At 38.3% G+C, this 18,840-nt stretch carries 21 protein-coding genes; 18 read left to right on the forward strand and 3 right to left on the reverse strand.

Translation table 11 applies throughout. The features are described from left to right. Nucleotides 1–272 precede the first annotated feature (272 nt). The gene (gene aroB, locus EL165_RS02930) at nucleotides 273–1,319 is read right to left on the reverse strand and encodes a 3-dehydroquinate synthase (RefSeq protein WP_002979621.1); all 1,047 of its coding nucleotides are present in this window, start codon (nucleotides 1,317–1,319) and stop codon (nucleotides 273–275) included. Nucleotides 1,320–1,420: 101 nt separating this feature from the next. On the opposite strand from aroB, the gene EL165_RS02935 reads away from it, so the two are divergent. Then, the gene (locus EL165_RS02935) at nucleotides 1,421–2,602 is read left to right on the forward strand and encodes a pseudouridine synthase (RefSeq protein WP_002979620.1); all 1,182 of its coding nucleotides are present in this window, start codon (nucleotides 1,421–1,423) and stop codon (nucleotides 2,600–2,602) included. Nucleotides 2,603–2,773: 171 nt separating this feature from the next. Here EL165_RS02935 and pncA read toward each other — a convergent pair whose 3' ends face one another. After that, nucleotides 2,774–3,379 carry a bifunctional nicotinamidase/pyrazinamidase gene (gene pncA / locus EL165_RS02940; RefSeq protein WP_002979619.1) on the reverse strand — a complete coding sequence of 202 codons (606 nt, stop codon included), beginning with the start codon at nucleotides 3,377–3,379 and terminating at the stop codon, nucleotides 2,774–2,776. 214 nt (nucleotides 3,380–3,593) lie between these two features. On the opposite strand from pncA, the gene EL165_RS02945 reads away from it, so the two are divergent. The 5 genes from EL165_RS02945 to EL165_RS02965 all read left to right on the forward strand — a co-directional run bounded on the left by EL165_RS02945 (nucleotide 3,594) and on the right by EL165_RS02965 (nucleotide 6,910). Next, a complete protein-coding gene (locus EL165_RS02945; protein WP_002979618.1) occupies nucleotides 3,594–4,736 on the forward strand; it encodes a DEAD/DEAH box helicase in 1,143 nt (380 codons plus the stop codon). Nucleotides 4,737–4,951: 215 nt separating this feature from the next. After that, nucleotides 4,952–5,488, forward strand: a complete 537-nt coding sequence (locus EL165_RS02950; protein WP_002979617.1) for a YfiT family bacillithiol transferase — start codon at nucleotides 4,952–4,954, stop codon at nucleotides 5,486–5,488. Nucleotides 5,489–5,526: 38 nt separating this feature from the next. Further along, nucleotides 5,527–5,943, forward strand: coding sequence for a DUF1569 domain-containing protein (locus EL165_RS02955; RefSeq protein WP_228370528.1), 417 nt, complete (start codon nucleotides 5,527–5,529; stop codon nucleotides 5,941–5,943). Beyond that, entirely contained in the window at nucleotides 5,940–6,320 is a 381-nt protein-coding gene (ytxJ, locus tag EL165_RS02960) for a bacillithiol system redox-active protein YtxJ (protein WP_002979615.1), read from the forward strand. Before EL165_RS02955 ends, ytxJ begins: the two co-directional genes overlap by 4 nt. After that, nucleotides 6,317–6,910 carry a Crp/Fnr family transcriptional regulator gene (locus EL165_RS02965; protein ID WP_002979614.1) on the forward strand — a complete coding sequence of 198 codons (594 nt, stop codon included), beginning with the start codon at nucleotides 6,317–6,319 and terminating at the stop codon, nucleotides 6,908–6,910. The genes ytxJ and EL165_RS02965 overlap by 4 nt, the downstream gene beginning before the upstream one ends. 129 nt (nucleotides 6,911–7,039) lie before the next feature. On the opposite strand, the gene EL165_RS02970 is transcribed toward EL165_RS02965, so the two are convergent. Beyond that, complete coding sequence (locus EL165_RS02970; RefSeq protein ID WP_002979613.1) at nucleotides 7,040–8,461, reverse strand: aminotransferase-like domain-containing protein; 1,422 nt, start codon at nucleotides 8,459–8,461, stop codon at nucleotides 7,040–7,042. A 96-nt stretch (nucleotides 8,462–8,557) separates the two neighbouring features. On the opposite strand from EL165_RS02970, the gene EL165_RS02975 reads away from it, so the two are divergent. The 12 genes from EL165_RS02975 to EL165_RS03030 all read left to right on the forward strand — a co-directional run bounded on the left by EL165_RS02975 (nucleotide 8,558) and on the right by EL165_RS03030 (nucleotide 18,825). Beyond that, nucleotides 8,558–9,442 carry a DMT family transporter gene (locus EL165_RS02975; protein ID WP_002979612.1) on the forward strand — a complete coding sequence of 295 codons (885 nt, stop codon included), beginning with the start codon at nucleotides 8,558–8,560 and terminating at the stop codon, nucleotides 9,440–9,442. Between the two features lie 86 nt (nucleotides 9,443–9,528). After that, complete coding sequence (locus tag EL165_RS02980) at nucleotides 9,529–9,771, forward strand: hypothetical protein (RefSeq protein WP_002979611.1); 243 nt, start codon at nucleotides 9,529–9,531, stop codon at nucleotides 9,769–9,771. 322 nt (nucleotides 9,772–10,093) lie between these two features. Continuing rightward, nucleotides 10,094–10,690: a Crp/Fnr family transcriptional regulator gene (locus EL165_RS02985; protein ID WP_041461779.1), complete on the forward strand. Its 597-nt coding sequence runs from the start codon at nucleotides 10,094–10,096 to the stop codon at nucleotides 10,688–10,690. A gap of 403 nt (nucleotides 10,691–11,093) precedes the next feature. Beyond that, on the forward strand, nucleotides 11,094–11,882 hold the full coding sequence (locus tag EL165_RS02990; RefSeq protein ID WP_002979608.1) for a KGG domain-containing protein: 789 nt from the start codon (nucleotides 11,094–11,096) through the stop codon (nucleotides 11,880–11,882). Nucleotides 11,883–11,954: 72 nt separating this feature from the next. Further along, on the forward strand, nucleotides 11,955–12,542 hold the full coding sequence (locus EL165_RS02995; protein WP_002979607.1) for a ferritin-like domain-containing protein: 588 nt from the start codon (nucleotides 11,955–11,957) through the stop codon (nucleotides 12,540–12,542). Nucleotides 12,543–12,605: 63 nt separating this feature from the next. After that, the gene (locus EL165_RS03000) at nucleotides 12,606–12,908 is read left to right on the forward strand and encodes a hypothetical protein (RefSeq protein ID WP_126358575.1); all 303 of its coding nucleotides are present in this window, start codon (nucleotides 12,606–12,608) and stop codon (nucleotides 12,906–12,908) included. Nucleotides 12,909–12,923: 15 nt separating this feature from the next. Next, nucleotides 12,924–13,301, forward strand: coding sequence for a hypothetical protein (locus EL165_RS03005; RefSeq protein ID WP_002979602.1), 378 nt, complete (start codon nucleotides 12,924–12,926; stop codon nucleotides 13,299–13,301). A gap of 57 nt (nucleotides 13,302–13,358) precedes the next feature. Continuing rightward, nucleotides 13,359–15,497: a catalase gene (locus EL165_RS03010; protein ID WP_002979601.1), complete on the forward strand. Its 2,139-nt coding sequence runs from the start codon at nucleotides 13,359–13,361 to the stop codon at nucleotides 15,495–15,497. Between the two features lie 49 nt (nucleotides 15,498–15,546). Next, nucleotides 15,547–16,713 (forward strand): zinc-dependent alcohol dehydrogenase, encoded by a 1,167-nt coding sequence (locus EL165_RS03015; RefSeq protein WP_002979599.1) that lies wholly within the window; start codon nucleotides 15,547–15,549, stop codon nucleotides 16,711–16,713. A 47-nt stretch (nucleotides 16,714–16,760) separates the two neighbouring features. Continuing rightward, nucleotides 16,761–17,261 (forward strand): CinA family protein, encoded by a 501-nt coding sequence (locus EL165_RS03020; RefSeq protein ID WP_002979597.1) that lies wholly within the window; start codon nucleotides 16,761–16,763, stop codon nucleotides 17,259–17,261. A gap of 5 nt (nucleotides 17,262–17,266) precedes the next feature. Beyond that, nucleotides 17,267–18,064: an SDR family NAD(P)-dependent oxidoreductase gene (locus tag EL165_RS03025; protein WP_002979595.1), complete on the forward strand. Its 798-nt coding sequence runs from the start codon at nucleotides 17,267–17,269 to the stop codon at nucleotides 18,062–18,064. A gap of 11 nt (nucleotides 18,065–18,075) precedes the next feature. After that, nucleotides 18,076–18,825 carry an SDR family oxidoreductase gene (locus EL165_RS03030; protein ID WP_002979594.1) on the forward strand — a complete coding sequence of 250 codons (750 nt, stop codon included), beginning with the start codon at nucleotides 18,076–18,078 and terminating at the stop codon, nucleotides 18,823–18,825. The last annotated feature ends 15 nt before the right edge of the window (nucleotides 18,826–18,840 follow it).

An 18,840-nucleotide genomic window follows, 5' to 3' on the forward strand; every position in this document is an offset into this window, starting at 1 on the left:
TAATTTTTTAATTTTACTCTTTCTTAATTTTAAATTTTACTACTTATTCAACATTTTCAGTTGAACGCAGAGTATCTTCCAAATTGCTTGCCAAAAAAGTTTTTTATGATTAAAATCAATAAAAAAATCACTTAGTGTTTAAGTGATTTTATAATTATTTGATTGATTTACAGTGTTCTAAAAACATAAATAAACATTTGTTTAGAAAGTGTCTAAATTGACAATTTTGTCAAAATAACTTTATAAAACCAATTTATTTTTCAGAAAAACAGTTAAGCATCGTTCAGTTTTCTATAAAAAGCTATTGATTCAATTATGTTTTTCTGGCTGCACTGATGGTCATAGGTACAAGAACCGATTCCTGAAAGCAGGGAAAAATTGATTTTACTGTCCGTATTCTTTTTATCATTCAGTAATAATGCTGTGATATCTTCATCTTTAAAATCACTGATATCAAGATATGGGTAGTATCTCTGGATGTTTTCAATGATCATTTTTGAATCTTCTTCAGAAATAAGGTTTTCAAGAAATGCCAGATGAGCTTCAGCGATCATTCCCATAGCTACAGCTTCACCATGAAGAATAGGATTTTCCTGCTGTAAACATAGGCTTTCCACAGCATGGCCAATCGTATGTCCGAAATTAAGTGTTTTTCTGATATTCTGCTCATGGAAATCCTGATCTACAACATTTTGCTTAATATGCATTGAAGTCTGAATAAGCGGAATTACGGTTTCCACTTCCAGTTTACGGATCTGAATCAGCTGGTCCCAATGGTTTTTATCGGCAATTAATCCATGCTTCAGCATTTCAGCAAAACCGCTTCTTAATTCTTTAAATGGTAATGTTTCCAGGAATTTAGGCAAAATGAAAATCTGCTCAGGAAAAGCAAAAGTTCCTACCATATTTTTATAATGCATCAGATCGATCCCCGTTTTTCCTCCTATGGAAGCATCACACATGGATAAAAGGGTAGTGGGGATATTGATGAACTGAATTCCTCTTTTATAAGTAGATGCAACAAATCCGCCCATATCCGTAATGACACCGCCACCAAGGTTGATAACCAATGCCTTCCTGTCTGCTTTCATCTCCGTAAGAATTTCCCAAAGCTGATTGGCTGTCTGGATATTTTTCATTTCCTCTCCGGCCTCAATCTCTAAAATTTCAAAGCCAAGATCAGTTTCCATATTTCCTAAAAGAACAGGAAGGCAGTATTCATGGGTGTTTTCATCTACAAGAATAAAAATTTTACTGAAAGATCTCTCGTGAAGAAACTCGTTGAGCTGTGAAAAATTATCGTTTAATATTGTTATCATCTTCTATTGTATGTAAAGTTAAAATGTAAACTATGGTGCAAAGTTATGATTCTTAATTTTTAACTCGTAACTAAATTACTATCTTTGCAGAAATTTTTAGAATGAGCAGAGATAATAATAATTCAGACAGACCAAAGAGACCAAGAATTTCAACCAAGAAAAGTTCTGATGATTCTCGTGCTTCCAGATCTGGAAATTCTTCAGGATCAAAACCTTTTAAAAAGCCTTTTTCTAAAGACGGAGGAAAAAAAGGGCCGGAACATAAAGGATCCAACTCAAGATTTGAAAAGAAACCTTTCAAAAGAAATACCGACAGTTTCGAAAATTCCAATGATGATTTTGGTTCAAAATCTGAAAGAAAACCTTATATCACGAACAAAAGTGAGAGCTATGAGAAGAAATCTTTTGGAAAACCTAAAAGAGGCGGGAAAAATTTTGATACAAGAGATAAGTACGAAAGAGGCAGCCTGAAATATGGAAGAAGACCATCTAACGGTGATGAAAGAAATGAAGACAGAGCGAAATCTTTTGTACAGAAAAGAAGACTGAACAAAATTGAAAAAGATGTTCATAAAGACAGCATCCGTCTTAACAAGTATATCGCTAATTCCGGGATCTGCAGCAGAAGAGAAGCTGATGAACTGATTACCCAGGGGCTGGTAGAAGTGAACGGAAAGGTGGTAACTGAAATGGGTTATCAGGTACAGAAAACAGACAGGGTAGTTTTTGACGGACAAAGCATTACGCCTGAAAAACCTGTATATGTACTTTTGAATAAGCCAAAAGGTTATATTTCCACTACAAAAGACGACAAAGCAAGAAAAACAGTTATGGATCTTGTAGCCAATGCTTCTCCTTACAGACTTTTCCCGGTTGGAAGACTGGACCGTTCTACAACAGGAGTTATCTTATTGACTAACGACGGGCACATGACGAAAAAACTGACACACCCATCTTTTGACGCCAAAAAGATTTATCATGTAACATTGGATAAAAAGCTTACCGGTGAAGATTTACGTCTTATAGCAGAAGGTATTCGTCTTGATGAAGGTGTAGCTGTTGTTGATCAGATTTCTTATATTGAAGGAAAACCAAAGAATGAAGTAGGAATTGAAATACACATCGGATGGAACCGTGTTATCAGAAGAATTTTCCAAAGATTAGGTTACGAAGTGGAAGCTTTGGACAGAGTGATGTTTGCAGGCTTAACGAAGAAAAACATCAAGAGAGGACATTGGAGAATCCTTACAGAACTGGAAGTGAACAATCTTAAAATGCTTTAAAATAATGATGAATTATAAGTTATGAATTATGAATAACAGATTCAGGATTCCAGCTTACATCATATTTTCAAAAGGATTTTAGGATAATAAATATAAAAGCGCAGAATTATTTCCTGCGCTTTTTGTTATATTAAGGGATGAATATAAAAATTCATAACTCATCATTTATAATTACCCTAAAACGGTTACGCCTTTTTCAATCATTTCATAGATGGCATCCCTGGCATTGTCCGGTTTTACGTTAACAGCACGTGTACCGTTGAAATGCAGACAAGTTACATAACCGTTGGCAACAGCATCCAACGCAGTAAATTTCACACAATAATCTAATGCCAACCCTACGATTTCTACCAATTGAATGTCATGATATTTTAAAAAGTCATCCAAACCGGTTTTCATAAAATGGTTATTATCCTGGAAACCGCTGTAGCTGTCTATTTCAATATTTTTCCCTTTCTGTACGATGTGGGTTACTTTGTCCCTGTTCAGATCTTTATGGAACTCTGCACCGAAAGTTCCCTGGATGCAGTGATCCGGCCACATAAACTGTGGAACTCCATTTAAAATAATACTTTCTCCTACCTTTCTTCCATTACTGCTTGCAAAGCTTTTATGACCCGCGGGATGCCAGTCCTGAGTCAGAACAATCTGGTCATATTCATTTTCCTCCATCAGGAGATTGATGTATGGAATAATTTCGCTGGCTCCAGGGACCGCAAGTGCTCCGCCTTCACAAAAATCATTCTGTACATCGACTATTATTAACGCTTTTTTCATATTTTGAATTCTCGAATTTTTGATAAATTTACAAAACTAATCCGCAAAAATTTGTCCAAAACTGAATTATCGGACAAATCGGCAACATAAACTTTTAACCCTTATAAAATGAAGTGATCATCAATCAGAATAATTTCTTTTTGTAAGAAGCGTACAGGATTTTAAGAGATAAACCAAATAACAATAGCGTATCTTTGCAGGAAATAAGTATTTTATGTCATTTGAATCGTTAGGATTATCACACAATATTATTCGTTCTGTCAACAAACTGGGGTATTTAAAGCCATTCCCGATCCAAGAGCAGGCTGTGCCTGTGATTTTACAAGGGAAAGATCTTATGGGAATTGCACAGACAGGTTCCGGGAAAACGGCTTGTTTTGTGATGCCGATTTTAGAAAAGCTTCAGAATGCAGACGTTAAAAAAGGACGTAATATTCAGGTATTAATATTAGTTCCTACCAGGGAATTAGCGATTCAGATTGACGAAGTGTTCAAAGCTTTTACAGGAAATCTGAAAAGAGAAATCCGTACAATGGCAGTTTACGGTGGGGTTTCTATAAATCCACAGATGAAGGGGATGTTTGGAGTGGAAGTTCTGATAGCAACACCCGGACGTTTATTGGACCTGATTGACCATAATGCTTTGAGTATTTCCGGAATCCGGCATCTGGTAATTGATGAAGCGGATAAAATGTTTCAGTTAGGTTTTGGGGAAGAAATGAATAAACTTTTTGCTCTGATGCCTGTCGTAAAACAAACGACTTTGTTTTCGGCTACACTAAATGATAAGGTGGCTGAAATGAAAGAGAAGTTGTCTATTAATCCTGTCATCATTGAAATTAAAAAAGAAGAAGTCGAAATTGAGAATATTGAGCAGCTGGCCTACCATGTTGCTCCTGAAAATAAAGGCCCTTTTTTACGGTATCTGATCAAAGAAAAGAAAGTTGAAAAAGCTTTGATCTTCGTTTCATCTACGAGATCTGCGGATAACCTGGTGGAAAAGCTTAAAAAGAATAAAATTAAGGCTGTGGCTATTCACAGCCAGAAGTCTCAGGGAGCAAGAAGAAATAATCTGGAAGAATTTAAAGTAAACGGAGCGCAGATTCTGGTTGCTACAGATTTGATCGGTCGTGGAATTCATATCGAATCCCTGCCATGTGTTATCAATTATGAATTGCCACGTTCTCCTTTGGATTATATTCACCGTATCGGAAGAACCGGCCGTGCCAATGAAAAGGGAACGGCAATCAGCATTCTTACTGATGATGAGTTACAGCATTTCAGAGTAATTCAAAAGAAAATGGGTAAGAAAGTAACTTTACAAAGAACAGAAGGAATTGATCTGCATGGTTATTAATTTCTAAAAATAATTTCTAAAAACGGCCCAGTATCATCACTGAGGCCGTTTTTAATGAAGATATATTGTCCAATAAATTGTTATCTCTACAATTAATGCTTTATTCATTTTATATTCTTGAAATTTTGATAAATTTACACAAGTGATATCTGAAAAGTTGTCCTGAAAGATATAATCGGATAAACCTGAACCGTTTAAAAATTAAAACCGTAGCAATGAGCGATTTAGAGAAGAAAAAGTTTCCAATAGGGCAGTTTGAAGCCCCTGAAAATATTTGTGATACTACATTGGACACTTACATTAAAGTTATCAAAGACTTTCCCGGCAGGCTGAAAAATCTCATTGAACATTTTACCGACGAGCAGCTGGATACTCCTTACAGGGAAGGCGGCTGGACTGTCAGACAGCTTGTCAACCATCTTTCAGACAGTCATATGAACAGCTTTATCCGTTTTAAACTGGCCCTTACTGAAGATAATCCTACCATAAAACCTTATGATGAAGCAAAATGGGCAGAGCTTCAGGATAGTTTTCATATGCCGGTAAAACCTGCTATGAGAATGCTGAAAGGAACACACCAGAGATGGGTTGTTCTTCTTAAAAGCCTTACGAACAAACAGTTTGAAAGAACATTTCATCATCCCGAACATAACAAAAACTATAATTTAAGAGAAAGTCTTGCTTTATACGTCTGGCACTGTAATCATCATTTTGCCCATATTGAAAATCTGAAGATAGAAAAAGGTTGGTAAGAAAGAGTCTTAATAATCCCACATACTATAAGGAAATTGTGGACAGAATTTCCATGTTATCTGAAAATTCCCAAAGAAAATGGGGAAAAATGAACGTGTGTCAGATGCTGAAACATTGTGATCTGGTTCTTCAGGTAGCTTTGGAAAAACTGGACCTTCCCCGTATCAATATCCTGTTTGAGACCATAGGAATCTGTACTAAAATAGAAATGTATGTTTTCAATAATGGAATTCCCAGAAACATGCCTACTTTTCAAAAACTAATCGTTAATTTTGAGTGTGATTTTGATGAATCAAAAGCCAATCTGCTGAAAACGCTGGAAGAATTCCGGGAAGTTTGTTGTAATAACAAGCTGCCGGGCCGTCACAGGTTGTTCGGAAGCATGACTGAAAAAGACTGGACATTTTTAGAATACAAGCATCTGGATCACCATCTAAAACAATTTAATGTATGAGTTTTTTTGATAAAATATTCGGTGGAAAAAGTGAAAACCCTGAACAAAAAACATTCTGGAAAAAGATAGAATCTGAAGAGGATCTTGCCAGAGCGATAGAAGATTCTTTTCAGAAGAAGATAGCCATATTCAAACATTCTACAAGTTGCTTTATCAGCAAGACTGTATTGAAAAACTTTGAAAAAGAGGTTGAGAATTCAGAACAGCCGGTTAATGTATATTACCTGGATCTTTTGGCTCACAGACCTGTTTCCAACAAAATAGCAACAGACTTTGAGATCAGACATGAAAGTCCGCAGCTGATTGTAATTGAGAACGGAAAAGCTGTAAACAATGCTTCACACCAGGATATTTCCTTAAGCCAGATTGTGTCATGAAGAATATAAATAATTATTTAGCCAAAGTTTTAAATGTTCCGCTTCAGAACGTAAATACCTGCAGTCTGCATTACGAAGTAAAGAAAATCCCTAAAAACCAGTTTCTTCTTCAGTATGGCGAAATATGCCGTCATATATTCTTTGTGGAAAAAGGCCTGCTGAAAATGTATTCTATTGATAAGAACGGAAAAGAACATATTATACAGTTTGCTCCGGAAAGCTGGCTGATATCGGACCGAAGCAGCCTTTATTTCAATGAAAAATCCATTTACTATATAGAAGCTGTTGAAGATTCAGAAGTTCTGTTTTTACATCCTGATTTTTTCAATAAGCTTGTAGAGCAATTTCCGAACAGTATTGAGAGGAGTGACTTCCTTCTCCAGAAACACATCAGAAGTCTTCAGAACAGGATCAATTCCCTGCTGGGAGAAACTGCAGAAGAACGGTACATGAAATTCATTAAAATGTATCCGGATTTACTGCTGAGAGTTCCGCAATGGATGATTGCTTCTTATCTGGGGATCACTCCTGAGAGCCTGAGCCGTGTAAGAAAAGAACTGGCGAGAAAAAATTTCGTTCCGGATAAATAAAAAGCTGGAAGATGAGAGAGGGAAGCTTGAAGTTCTAGTAAACATTGAAGAACTTGTAGTTATTATTTACACCTTCTAAGCTGTCCTTAAAACTAAAATCACTTCTCCATCTTCCAGCCCTCATCTTCCTTACTTCAAATAGATCTTTCGGGCAAGCTGTCCAATCTGTTTCAGCTTTGTCTGTGTATTTTCCGACCATGGAAGCCCTATGCAGAGTCTCATACAGTTTTCAAACTGCTCCTGCAAGGTGAACATTCTTCCGGGAGCGATGCTTATGTTCTGCTTGATGGCCAGATCGTATAATTCTGTTGTTTTTATCTTTTTATCAAATTCTATCCATATTGATAATCCTCCCTGCGGACGGCTCGTTTTGGTACCTTCCGGAAAAGATTCTGCTATGGTCTGAACATAGTTCTGATAATTGATCTGCAATGTCCTTCGGAGCTGCTGAAGATGCTTTTCATATTTTCCGGATTTCAGGAAATTAGCTACTGCTTCATTCACGATAGAAATAGATGAAGTGGAATGAAGGAGTTTAAGCTTCATAATCTTGTCTTTATATTTTCCCGGAGCAATCCAGCCCACACGATAACCCGGAGCTAAAGTTTTTGAAATAGAACTACAGTACAATACATTTCCGTCTTTATCAAAAGATTTACAGCATTTCGGACGGCTGGACCCGAAATAAAGATCTCCATACACATCATCTTCTATCAGTGGAATATTGTTTTCAGAAAGTATTTTTACAATTTCTTTTTTATTTTCATCAGGCATACAGCTTCCCAAAGGTGAGTTGAAATTGGGAATAAGGAGACAGATATTGATTTGAGGAATTACTTTTTTTAAAGCTTCAATTTCGATTCCGGTAGTGGGATGGGTAGGAAGTTCCAGTACCTTAAGACCCAGTCCGTTGGCTAGCTGCAGAATTCCTGGATAACAGGGGCTTTCAATAGCAATGGTATCTCCGGGTTTTCCTAAGGCCATTAAACAGAAAGAAAGCGCATTCATTCCGCCGTTGGTAGTGATCAGGTCATTTTCATTCAGGTTTCCTCCCCACTGTAAAGAACGTATGGCAATCATTCTTCTTAGTTTCAGATTTCCCTGAAGTTCTTCATATTCTGTGCCGCCATCTTTTAATTCTCTGGTAGCGTTTACAATTTCTTTTTTCAGTTTTGCCTGGGGCAAAAGATCGCCTGACGGAATTCCGATAGAGAAAAAAGTTATGCCGTTTTTCCCCATATTTTCATATACTTTGCTGATCAGCTCATCCGGTTCATCATTATTGGCAATGAGCGACGGACGGCTTACTTCAGGCAAAGGAAGCTTTGCAGAGAGAAGCTGACTTACAAAATAACCGGATTGCGGCTTGGGTTCTACTAAAGATTGTGATTCCAGTTCCAGAAAAACACGCTTGGCTGTATTCATACTTACCTGATGTTCCTGGCACAGCATTCTTACCGAAGGAAGCTTATCTCCGGCTTTTAAGACCCCATTTCTGATCTGCCTTGCAATGCCGTCTGCAATTTCTGTATATAAAAATTCTTTACTCATAATGTTGAACTGTGCTCATGCAAATATACAAAACTGATACTGTGTTTATCTGCTTATCCTTTCTAATTTTGGAAAATCAATTAAAAGCTTAGTAAAATGATGACCAATCAATTATCAAAAGATGAAAATATAAGTGGATGGATTAATGGCTTTATAGGAGTGCTGCTGTTCAGTGGCGGATTGCCCGCTACCAAGTTGGCAGTGATGGAAATGAGCCCGATCTTTGTAACCATAGTCCGTGCAGCGGTGGCAGGAGTATTAGCTTTTATAGTGTTAGGCATAGGGAAGGAAAAACGTCCTGTTAAAAAAGATTTAGTCCCTCTGCTTCTGGTTTCCCTGGGCTGTGTGATAGGTTTTCCGCTTCTTTCAGCATTAGCTCTTCAATATCTTACCTCGGCGCATTCTATTGTATTTCTGGGAATGCTTCCATTGGCAACTGCTGTATTCGGGGTGATGCGTGGAGGGGAAAGGCCTCATCCTGTATTCTGGCTTTTTTCAATTGTAGGAAGTCTTTTAGTGATCGGATATGCCGTTTCGCAAGGAATATCTGCTTCGCCTATTGGTGATGTCCTGATGCTGCTTGCTGTTATTTTATGCGGTATGGGCTACGCAGAAGGTGCAAAACTTTCAAAAACATTAGGTGGCTGGCAGGTAATTTCATGGGCTTTGGTGTTGGCGTTACCTGTTATGATTCCTTTATTTTTTATTTATTTTCCTGATGATATCGGCAATGTCAGTTTCCAGGGATGGTTCGGGATGGCTTATATCTCCCTTTTCAGCATGTTTATTGGATTTATATTCTGGTACAAAGGCCTGGCGCAGGGCGGTATTGCTACTGTAGGACAGTTACAGCTGCTTCAGCCTTTCTTTGGTCTTGCATTGGCTGCCTGGCTTCTTCACGAACAGGTAAGTCTGGGAATGCTGGGTGTGACAGTGGGAGTAATTTTATGCGTTGCAGGAACTAAAAAATTTGCGAAATAACGAAAAATAAAGCATTATGATTTAAGTCATAAGAAAACGGATTCATAATGGTCTACTTTTGAACCATCACCACAAAATATACTATTATGAAATTTATTATGTCAATCCTGCTCATGGGAGTCATTGTCCTGAGCTGTAAAAAAGAAAACAGAACAGAAACGTCCGTTACAACTGATAGTGTTATCTCTGATACGATGAGGACAGATACCGTCTCCAATGTTACCCCTATGGCTCCGGTTCCTGCAGATACAATGCGTACGGATACAGTTTCTACAAAAAAACACGCAGATACTGCAAGAACCTCTAACAATAAATCTCCAAGAAAATAACGGTTTTTTCTGTTATTCTTTTGAAAAAACCCGTTTTAATCAAACTAAACGGGTTTTTATTTTCTAATATTTTTTTCGGGTAGTTGAAATTACAACTTCAAAATGTGGTATCAAAAGTTTAATTTAAATTAATTTTTAATAAAAATAATTAACCAATAGTTCGAAATAGGTTTACATTTATTAATATTTTTAACTTTTTTTAACTTCATAAATAATCATAAAGGTGCAATTTTTGCATACATACTACCATCAGTTCCCAATGATATTTTTACTAAGACTAAAGAAGAGGAGAAGAAGAAAACAACACCAAAAAACAACTATTATGGTTATCGACGAAAATATTTTGATTTCAGCGGGAGCAGAAACGAGACACTATAGCCCTTCAGAAACTATATTCTTTGAAGGGGACATCCCCAACTATTATTACCAGATTATTAAGGGGGAAATAAAACTTAATAATTATAATGAAGAAGGGAAAGAATTTATTCAAAACATTTTATCCGATGGAGAAAGCTGTGGTGAATCGATACTTTTCATAGATAAGCCTTATCCGATGAATGCAGAGGCTATTACAGAATGTACTGTTTTAAGGCTTCATAAATCCGTTTTTTTAAATCTGCTGAACCAGAATCCGGAGTTATGCATGGAAGTAAGCAGTTTTCTTTCTGAGCGCCTTTATTATAAATTTATCATGATGCAGAATCTCTCATCTCAAAATCCGTCTATTCGGCTTAGAGGCCTGATGGATTATCTGAAGAGCTTTCAGAAAGATGCACGTCCATATTCATTCCTGATTCCATTAACGAGGCAGCAGATGGCTAGTCTTACTGGTCTTTGTGTAGAAACCGCAATAAGGACCATCAAACATATGGAGAAGGATAAAATCCTGAGAATTGAAAATCGCAAAATTCTATATTAGAAACAGTTTCGTATATTATTTTGTGATTTTTTTTATTACATCAATCCATTAGATTATGGAAACAATATTGATGAAAGTCTTCTGTAATATATTTTTTTTACAGAAGACTCATACATCAGATCAGTTTAAAAGAACAAAAAAGTAGCTGATATTATCATAAAAAAACAGAAAGTTTTGTATTAATCTACATTAACATGATTCAGGTCATAAAAAAGTGAATTATTATGATGTACATTTGAAATATAAATTTTCAATCCAATTCTTAAGACCTTAGTAAAAGGAACATAAAAAGCGTTTGCTTTTATTATCATTTTAAAATTACCGACACCCAATTTGTTGCCGTCTAATACTAGTCACGGACTGCAATACACATCACTAAATATTAATAATAAAAAATTCAGTTATGAACACTAGAAATTCAAGAAACCGCAGTTCAAGAGGACAGTCACATTCACCGGAAAACTTAGAAGAAGTTTATCAGTTAGGCTATGATCATGGTTATAATGATGCCTCAAGAGATGAAGATTACGATGATGACTTTTCAGAATACGAAGATTATTTTGATGAAGATGAGGATTATGACGATGATTACGATGAAGATGATTATGATGAATACGACAATGATTATGATGAGGATGATGAAGACTACGATGACGAAGAAGATGATGACGATGATGATCAGAGAGGACGCAGCGGCGGAAGAAGAGGAGGTTCCAGAGGAGGAAACGGAAACCAGCAAAGAGACAGCCAGGGAAGATTTACTTCAGGTAGAGGCGGATCTCGTGGAAGAAACTCCGGTGGTGGTTCCCGTGGACGTTCAAATTCTGGTTCCGGCTCCAGATCAGGAGGCAGGGGCAGGTCATCATCAGGAAGTGGTACTTCAAGAAGAGGTTTCGCATCTATGAGTAAAGCTGAGCGTACCAGAATCGCCAGAATGGGTGGTCAGGCTTCACATGGTGGAGGCAGATCTTCTAACTCTGGTTCAGGAAGAGGAGGCTCATCAAGATCAGGAAATAATGGCAGCAGCTCAGGAAGAGGCGGATCAAATTCAGGTTCGGGAACATCAAGAAGAGGTTTCGCATCTATGAGCAAAGCTGAACGTACAAGAATAGCCAGAATGGGAGGCCAGGCTTCCCACGGAGGCGGAAGATCTTCAGGTCGTTCCGGATTCGGAGGCAGACGTAATTCATAATTCTTTTTCCAGGATTGCCTCTTTAAATATATAAAGAGGTAATCCTTTTAATATCAAAACACCATTCATACCATGCCAAATAAAATATTAGAAAACAATAGTGCTGTTTCTGCTACTAAAAAAGGAACTGCAGATAAGCCAACTGTGAAAGAAGATGAAATGAAAAGTTCACCGCTTCACCAATTCTTTGTGAGTGCACTTAAAGATATTTATTTTGCTGAAAATGCGATCCTGGATGCCCTGGAGAAAATGCAGGAAGCAGCTACTACTGAAGAGCTGAAAGATGCCTTTGAGGATCATCATCTTCAGACCCAAAAACACGTGAAACGTCTGGAAAAAGTATTCCAGCTTATTGACGAGAAGCCTGAAAAAAAAGAATGTAAGGCCATCAAAGGAATTATAGAAGAAGGTGAAGAAGTCATCAAAGCCACAGAAGATGGCTCTGCAACAAGAGATGTCGCCCTTATTATTGCTGCACAGAAAGTAGAACATTATGAAATTGCCACCTACGGCGGACTTGCACAGCTTGCCATTACCATGGGGCACGATAAGGCAGCAGACCTTCTGGAAAGAACACTTCAGGAAGAAGAAGATACTGATTCCCTGCTTACCGATATTGCAGAAACATCCATCAATTTTGATGCAGAACAGGAAGATTAAAGCATGCAATAAGCCATGTAGCTTGTTCTATGTGGCTTATTTTTAACTATGAAATCAAAATATATGGACTGTCAGAACATAATAAAAAAACTGAGACACAAAGATTTTATAAAAATACCTCATACAGGGAAGTGTTTTGAAGACGGAGCAGCAGTGTATGCCAAAGAGATCAGAGAAAATATTTTTCTTCTGTTCATTATTCTGAAAGATATTGATATTGAAAATATTCAGGCACTAATTGCCCATTTCGACAGCTTCAGCAGTATTGGATTAAAAGAACCGGAACAGATCATGTTTTATCTGTCCATTAAAGATAAAAACGACCTCCATTATTTTGAGCAATATTTAAAAGCTCCTCACAACTAATACCATTTTTAGAATATGATATTTGAAAACGACACTTTACAACATTCCGGGCTGAATGATAAAAATAATGCAATAGAGAATGCGTCTTTATTTCCGCCGATTATCAATTCTTACGGAGTGACTGCTTTTCTGATCAAGTCTTTGGAAAAGATTAAAAATAATGCGAAATGTGATATCCTGAAACATACAATTGACACCTACATAAATGAATATCTCCTTCATATCCGGGAATTCCATACTAAAAATACGATGGGAACCGCTGAAATGGAAACTGAAATAAAATTTGAATCTCCATCTTTTACTTTATATGCCAAAACGGCTTACTATAAGGTTCTGAAAGAGGAAGAATATATCAACAGGTTCCTTGAAATCCTGGAAAATAAAACAGATTAATTCTGTAGCCCCCTTATTAACTGCTTTTGAAAAACAGATCAACCACAAAAAAAGATTATGAATATGAAAACCAACGAACACAACAAAAAAGCAGAACAGCTTGACCTGCACAGCACTTCCAATGAAAATGAAAAACTGACCACCAACCAGGGTTTAAAGATCAATAACAATCAGGATTCTCTCAAAGCAGGAGAACGTGGTCCTTCATTACTGGAAGATTTTATCCTCAGGGAAAAAATTACCCATTTCGATCATGAAAGAATTCCCGAAAGAGTAGTTCATGCGAGGGGTTCCGGAGCCCACGGTATTTTTAAGCTTACCAAAAGCCTTGCAGAATATACCAAAGCAAAATTTTTAACAGAATTAGGAAAAGAAACACCTGTTTTTGTGAGATTTTCAACAGTTGCGGGAAGCAAAGGAAGTACGGATCTTGCAAGAGATGTACGTGGTTTCGCTGTAAAATTTTATACTGAAGAAGGGAATTATGACCTTGTGGCCAACAATATGCCAGTGTTTTTTATCCAGGATGCTATCAAATTTCCTGATCTCGTGCACGCTGTAAAGCCTGAACCGGATAATGAAATTCCACAGGCAGCATCGGCCCACGATACATTTTGGGATTTTATATCACTGATGCCCGAAAGCATGCATATGATTATGTGGCTGATGAGTGACAGAGCCATCCCGAGAAGCCTGAGAATGATGGAAGGTTTCGGGGTACATTCCTTTAAATTCATCAATGAAGCAGGAAAAGTACATTTTGTAAAATTCCATTTTAAACCCAGATTAGGGGTACACTCTGTAGCCTGGAACGAAGCCCAGATGATTTCCGGGGTAGATCCGGACTTTCATAAGAGAGACCTTTGGGAAGCCATAGAAAACGGCGATTATCCTGAATGGGACTTCGGCGTACAGCTGATTCCTGAAGAAGATGAACACAAATTTGATTTTGATCTTCTCGATCCTACCAAAATAGTTCCCGAAGAAGAAGTTCCCGTAGAAATTGTAGGAACTTTAACATTAAACAAAAATCCTGATAATTTCTTTGCTGAAACGGAGCAGGTAGCCTTTCACCCCGGACATATTATCCCGGGAATTGATTTTACCAATGATCCGTTGCTGCAGGGAAGATTATTTTCATATACCGATACTCAGCTGTCAAGGCTGGGCTCTCCCAATTTCCATGAAATACCGATTAACAGATCCCTTAATACCGTTCATAATAACCAGAGGGATGGCCATATGAGACAACAGATTGTCAAAGGAAAAAGCAGTTATGAACCGAATTCCATCGGTGGAGGATGCCCTTTTCAGGCAATGATGTCTGAAGGTGGATTTACCTCTCAGCAGGAAAGAGTTTCCGGAGTGAAAATCAGAGAAAGAAGCAAGAGTTTCGTAGATCATTATTCTCAGGCTAAATTATTCTACAACAGCCAGTCAACGCCGGAAAAAATGCACCTTCAGAATGCATTGATCTTTGAACTGTCAAAAGTAACCCGTCCGGAAATCAGAGAAAGACTGGTAGGTCAGCTGGCATATATTGATATGTCTCTTGCATGGAGCGTTGCAGAAAAATTAGGTGTAGAAGTCAAAAAGCTGGAATGGTCTAACCAAAGCTTGCCTGCAGACAGTAATATTATAGAACTTCAGAGCGAAGAGAGAGAACCTGACACAAAAGTTTCCGGTGCACTGAGCATGGCACATACCGTAAAAAATACAATCAAAAGCCGTAAAATAGGTTTTATCCTGGCTAACGGTGCCGATGGCGGAGCGGTGAATGATCTTAAAACAAAGCTTGAAGCAGAGGGTGCCAGAGTAGAACTGATAGCCCCAAGTGTTGCTCCGGTAAGATTAAATGACGGTTCTGAACTCATACCAAAGCACTCTCTTACGAGTATTGCAAGCGTATGCTTTGATGCTCTTGCCATCTGTCCGGGAGAAGAGGCTGTAAAGGAGCTTATGACTTCAGAAAATAAACATCAGGTACTGCATTTCATCAACGAAGCCTATAAACATTGTAAAGCCATTTATTTCGGAAAAGATACAGAAGTCCTGTATCAGAATTCCAACGTAGCAACAAAACAGCATGAGGACCCCGGAATCATTACATGGGAAGACGGGAATCCTGCAGATAAATTCATCCAGGCTATTGCTCAGCACAGAGTCTGGGATCTTGAAACGGAGAGAAACGCGTAATCATAAAACACCCTTCACACCAACACCAATCACTTTAAATATTTACATTATGAAAGCAGCCGTTTTTCACTCACCAGGTAACATTACCTGTGACACCGTAGAAGATCCCAGAATTCTGGATGAAAATGATATTATCCTCAGAGTAACCTCCACTGCTATTTGTGGCAGTGATCTGCACATGTATTCAGGAGGAATTCCCCAGGCAAGACCCATGGTAATGGGACATGAATTTATGGGTATTGTAGAAGAAAAGGGAAAAAATATTACCCATCTCAAGGTAGGGGACAGGGTAGTAGTTCCTTTCCCGGTTGCCTGCGGAAGCTGTTTCTTCTGCCAGCATGATCTTCCTACTGCCTGTGAGCATAGTAACCCCGATTATTATGGACCGGAAGGAGGTATTTTTAAAGATAAAGGCGGAGCTTTATTCGGGTATACAGATCTGTATGGGGGATATGATGGCGGACAGGCACAATATGTAAGAGTTCCCTACGCTCATTTTGGTCCCAGAAAGGTTCCTGACAATTTAACAGATGAACAGGTTTTATTTCTCACAGATATTTTCCCCACCGGTTATACAGGCGTGATGTGGGGAGAACTTAAAGGAGGAGAAACTGTTGTCATTTTCGGAGCAGGGCCCGTAGGCACAATGGCTGCCAAAAGTGCTGTCTTGTATAATGCAAAGAAAATCATTGTTGTTGATACTCTTCAATACAGGCTCGACCGTATCAAAATACTTACAGGATGCGAAACCATTTTGTGGGAAGATGCGGAAAGCACGATAGAACAGATCAGGGATATGACGGACGGACGTGGAGCAGATCTTTGTATTGAAGCCGTAGGTTTTGAACCGGAAAGGAGCTTTATAGACCGTGCAAAAGCTGTTTTGAACTTTGAAAAAGGTTCAATCAAGGTGCTGGAAGCATGCATGAGCGCTGTCCGAAGAGGTGGTATTGTTTCCGTTCTGGGAGTGTATCCTGTCAATTATGACAATTTCAGACTCGGACAGATCTTTGACAAAGGGATTACCATTAAAGCAGGACAATGTAATGTTCATCCCATCATAGATCAACTCATGGATTATGTTGTGACCGGAAAAATCACGCTTGATGATGTTATTACCCACCGCCTTTCTCTTAATGAAGTAAGCAGAGGATATGAGATTTTTGATAAAAAAGAAGACGGTTGTGTAAAGGTCGTTCTTGACCCGTGGAAATAAACAGGATTTTGATACAATGATCAATCAATTACTTAAAATTTAACAGTATGGATTTTCAAAAAAATCTTCTCGAATATATAAGCCAGTCACTGATGACCACAGATGAAACCATTTCGGTGGCAGAAAGTGTCACTTCAGGATGTTTACAATTGGCTTTTTCACAGATGCCGAATGCCTCCATGTTTTATAAAGGAGGCATGACAGCTTATTCTTTGCAGGAAAAAGTAAAGCTGCTGAAGGTCAACAGGCAGGAAGCCGAAGAATGCGATTGTGTTTCAGAAAATATTGCAGAAACCATGGCATTGAATGTAGCCAGACTTTATGAATCCGACTGGTCTATTGCCACCACTGGCTACTGCACACCTATCCGCAATTCCGGATATAAAATTTTCGCCTATTTTTCATTCTCTTACAAAGGTGAAATTATCCTGACTAAAAAACTGGAGCTTCATCCTAAAACACAAGCCCTGAATGCCCAGCTTTATTATACGGAATTCATTTTGGGCTGCTTTAAAAGTGAGCTGAACAGGCTTTTAATCTTAAAATAAAATGTATGGATCGCAAGAATCAATTTGCACTCATTACAGGTGCTACCAGCGGTATAGGTTACGAACTGGCCAAACTGTTTGCCAAGAACGGCTATGACCTTGTTATTGTGGCCAGAGATCATGAAGAGCTGAAAAAAAAGTCTGATGAATTTAAAAATTTTGGAGTGAATGTGATCAGCATCTCCAAAAACCTTTTTCTGGAAGAAGAAGCTTATTCCCTGTATTCAGAGTTGAAAATGAATGGGATAAGTCCTGAAATTCTGGTTAATGACGCCGGACAGGGTGTCTATGGAAAATTTCAGGATACCGATATTCACAGGGAAGTAGACATTATACAGCTAAATATCATTTCTGTCATCATATTGACCAAACTGTTTTTGAAGGACCGGCTGCCCAAAGGATCAGGAAAAATTTTAAATCTGGCTTCTGTAGCCAGTAAAGCGCCTGGTCCATGGCAATCGGTATATCATGGCACCAAAGCATTTGTATTATCATGGTCTGAAGCTATCCGTGAGGAATTAAAAGACTCAGGAATTACAGTGACGGCACTTTTACCGGGACCTACAGACACAGATTTCTTCAATAAAGCGGATATGAACACAAGTAAAATACTTGAAGACAGAGATAATCTCGCTTCTCCTGAAGAAGTGGCTATTGACGGTTACAATGCTCTGATGAACGGAGATGATAAAATAGTATCAGGCTTAAAAAATAAACTTTCCGTCGCCATGGCTAACATTTCCAGCGACAGTATGGCTGCCCACAGAATGTATGAAATGCAAAAACCCACAACAGAAGAATAATAAATAACGGTATGATCGGAAAATTAAAAAATAAATCTGTTTTAATTACCGGTGCCGACAGTGGAATCGGTAAGGCTGTAGCGCTCCTTTTTGCCATGGAAGGAGCAGATATTGCCATTATTTATCACTCCAGCGATAATGATGCAGGAAAAACAAAAGCAGAAATTGAAACACTGAATAGAAAATGCATCATTTTCAAAGGAGACATCAACGACTATGAATTCTGTGAAGCAACAGTAAAGGAAGTGATATCGGTATTCGGAAAAATTGATATTCTCATCAATAATGCCGGTATTCAGTTTCCTGCGGAAAGGATCGAGGATCTTGAAGAGAAAAATATAAGACAAACCTTTGATTCCAATATTGTGGGAATGATCTTACTGACGAAGGTCGTATTCCCTTATCTGAAAGAAGGAAGCTGTGTCATCAATACAACCTCGGTTTCTGCTTACCAGGGCCATCCGGAGCTTCTTGATTATTCTGCTACAAAAGGGGCTATTGTTTCTTTTACCCGCTCACTGGCATTGCAGGCAAAGCCAAAAGGAATCCGCATCAATGCCGTTGCGCCCGGCCCTGTAGCAACACCGCTTACTGAAGAAACATTTGACGAAAAAGAAGAAAACCCCAACAAACCTCCGTTCGAGAGAAATGCTACTCCGGAAGAAATTGCCTCCAGCTTTCTGTTTCTGGCCAGTAAAGATGCCTCGCAGATTACCGGACAGGTGCTCCATCCCAATGGAGGGCTAATTGTGAACGGATAAGATATTCAACACTAA

The organism is Chryseobacterium gleum (assembly GCF_900636535.1).
Classification (GTDB): domain Bacteria; phylum Bacteroidota; class Bacteroidia; order Flavobacteriales; family Weeksellaceae; genus Chryseobacterium; species Chryseobacterium gleum.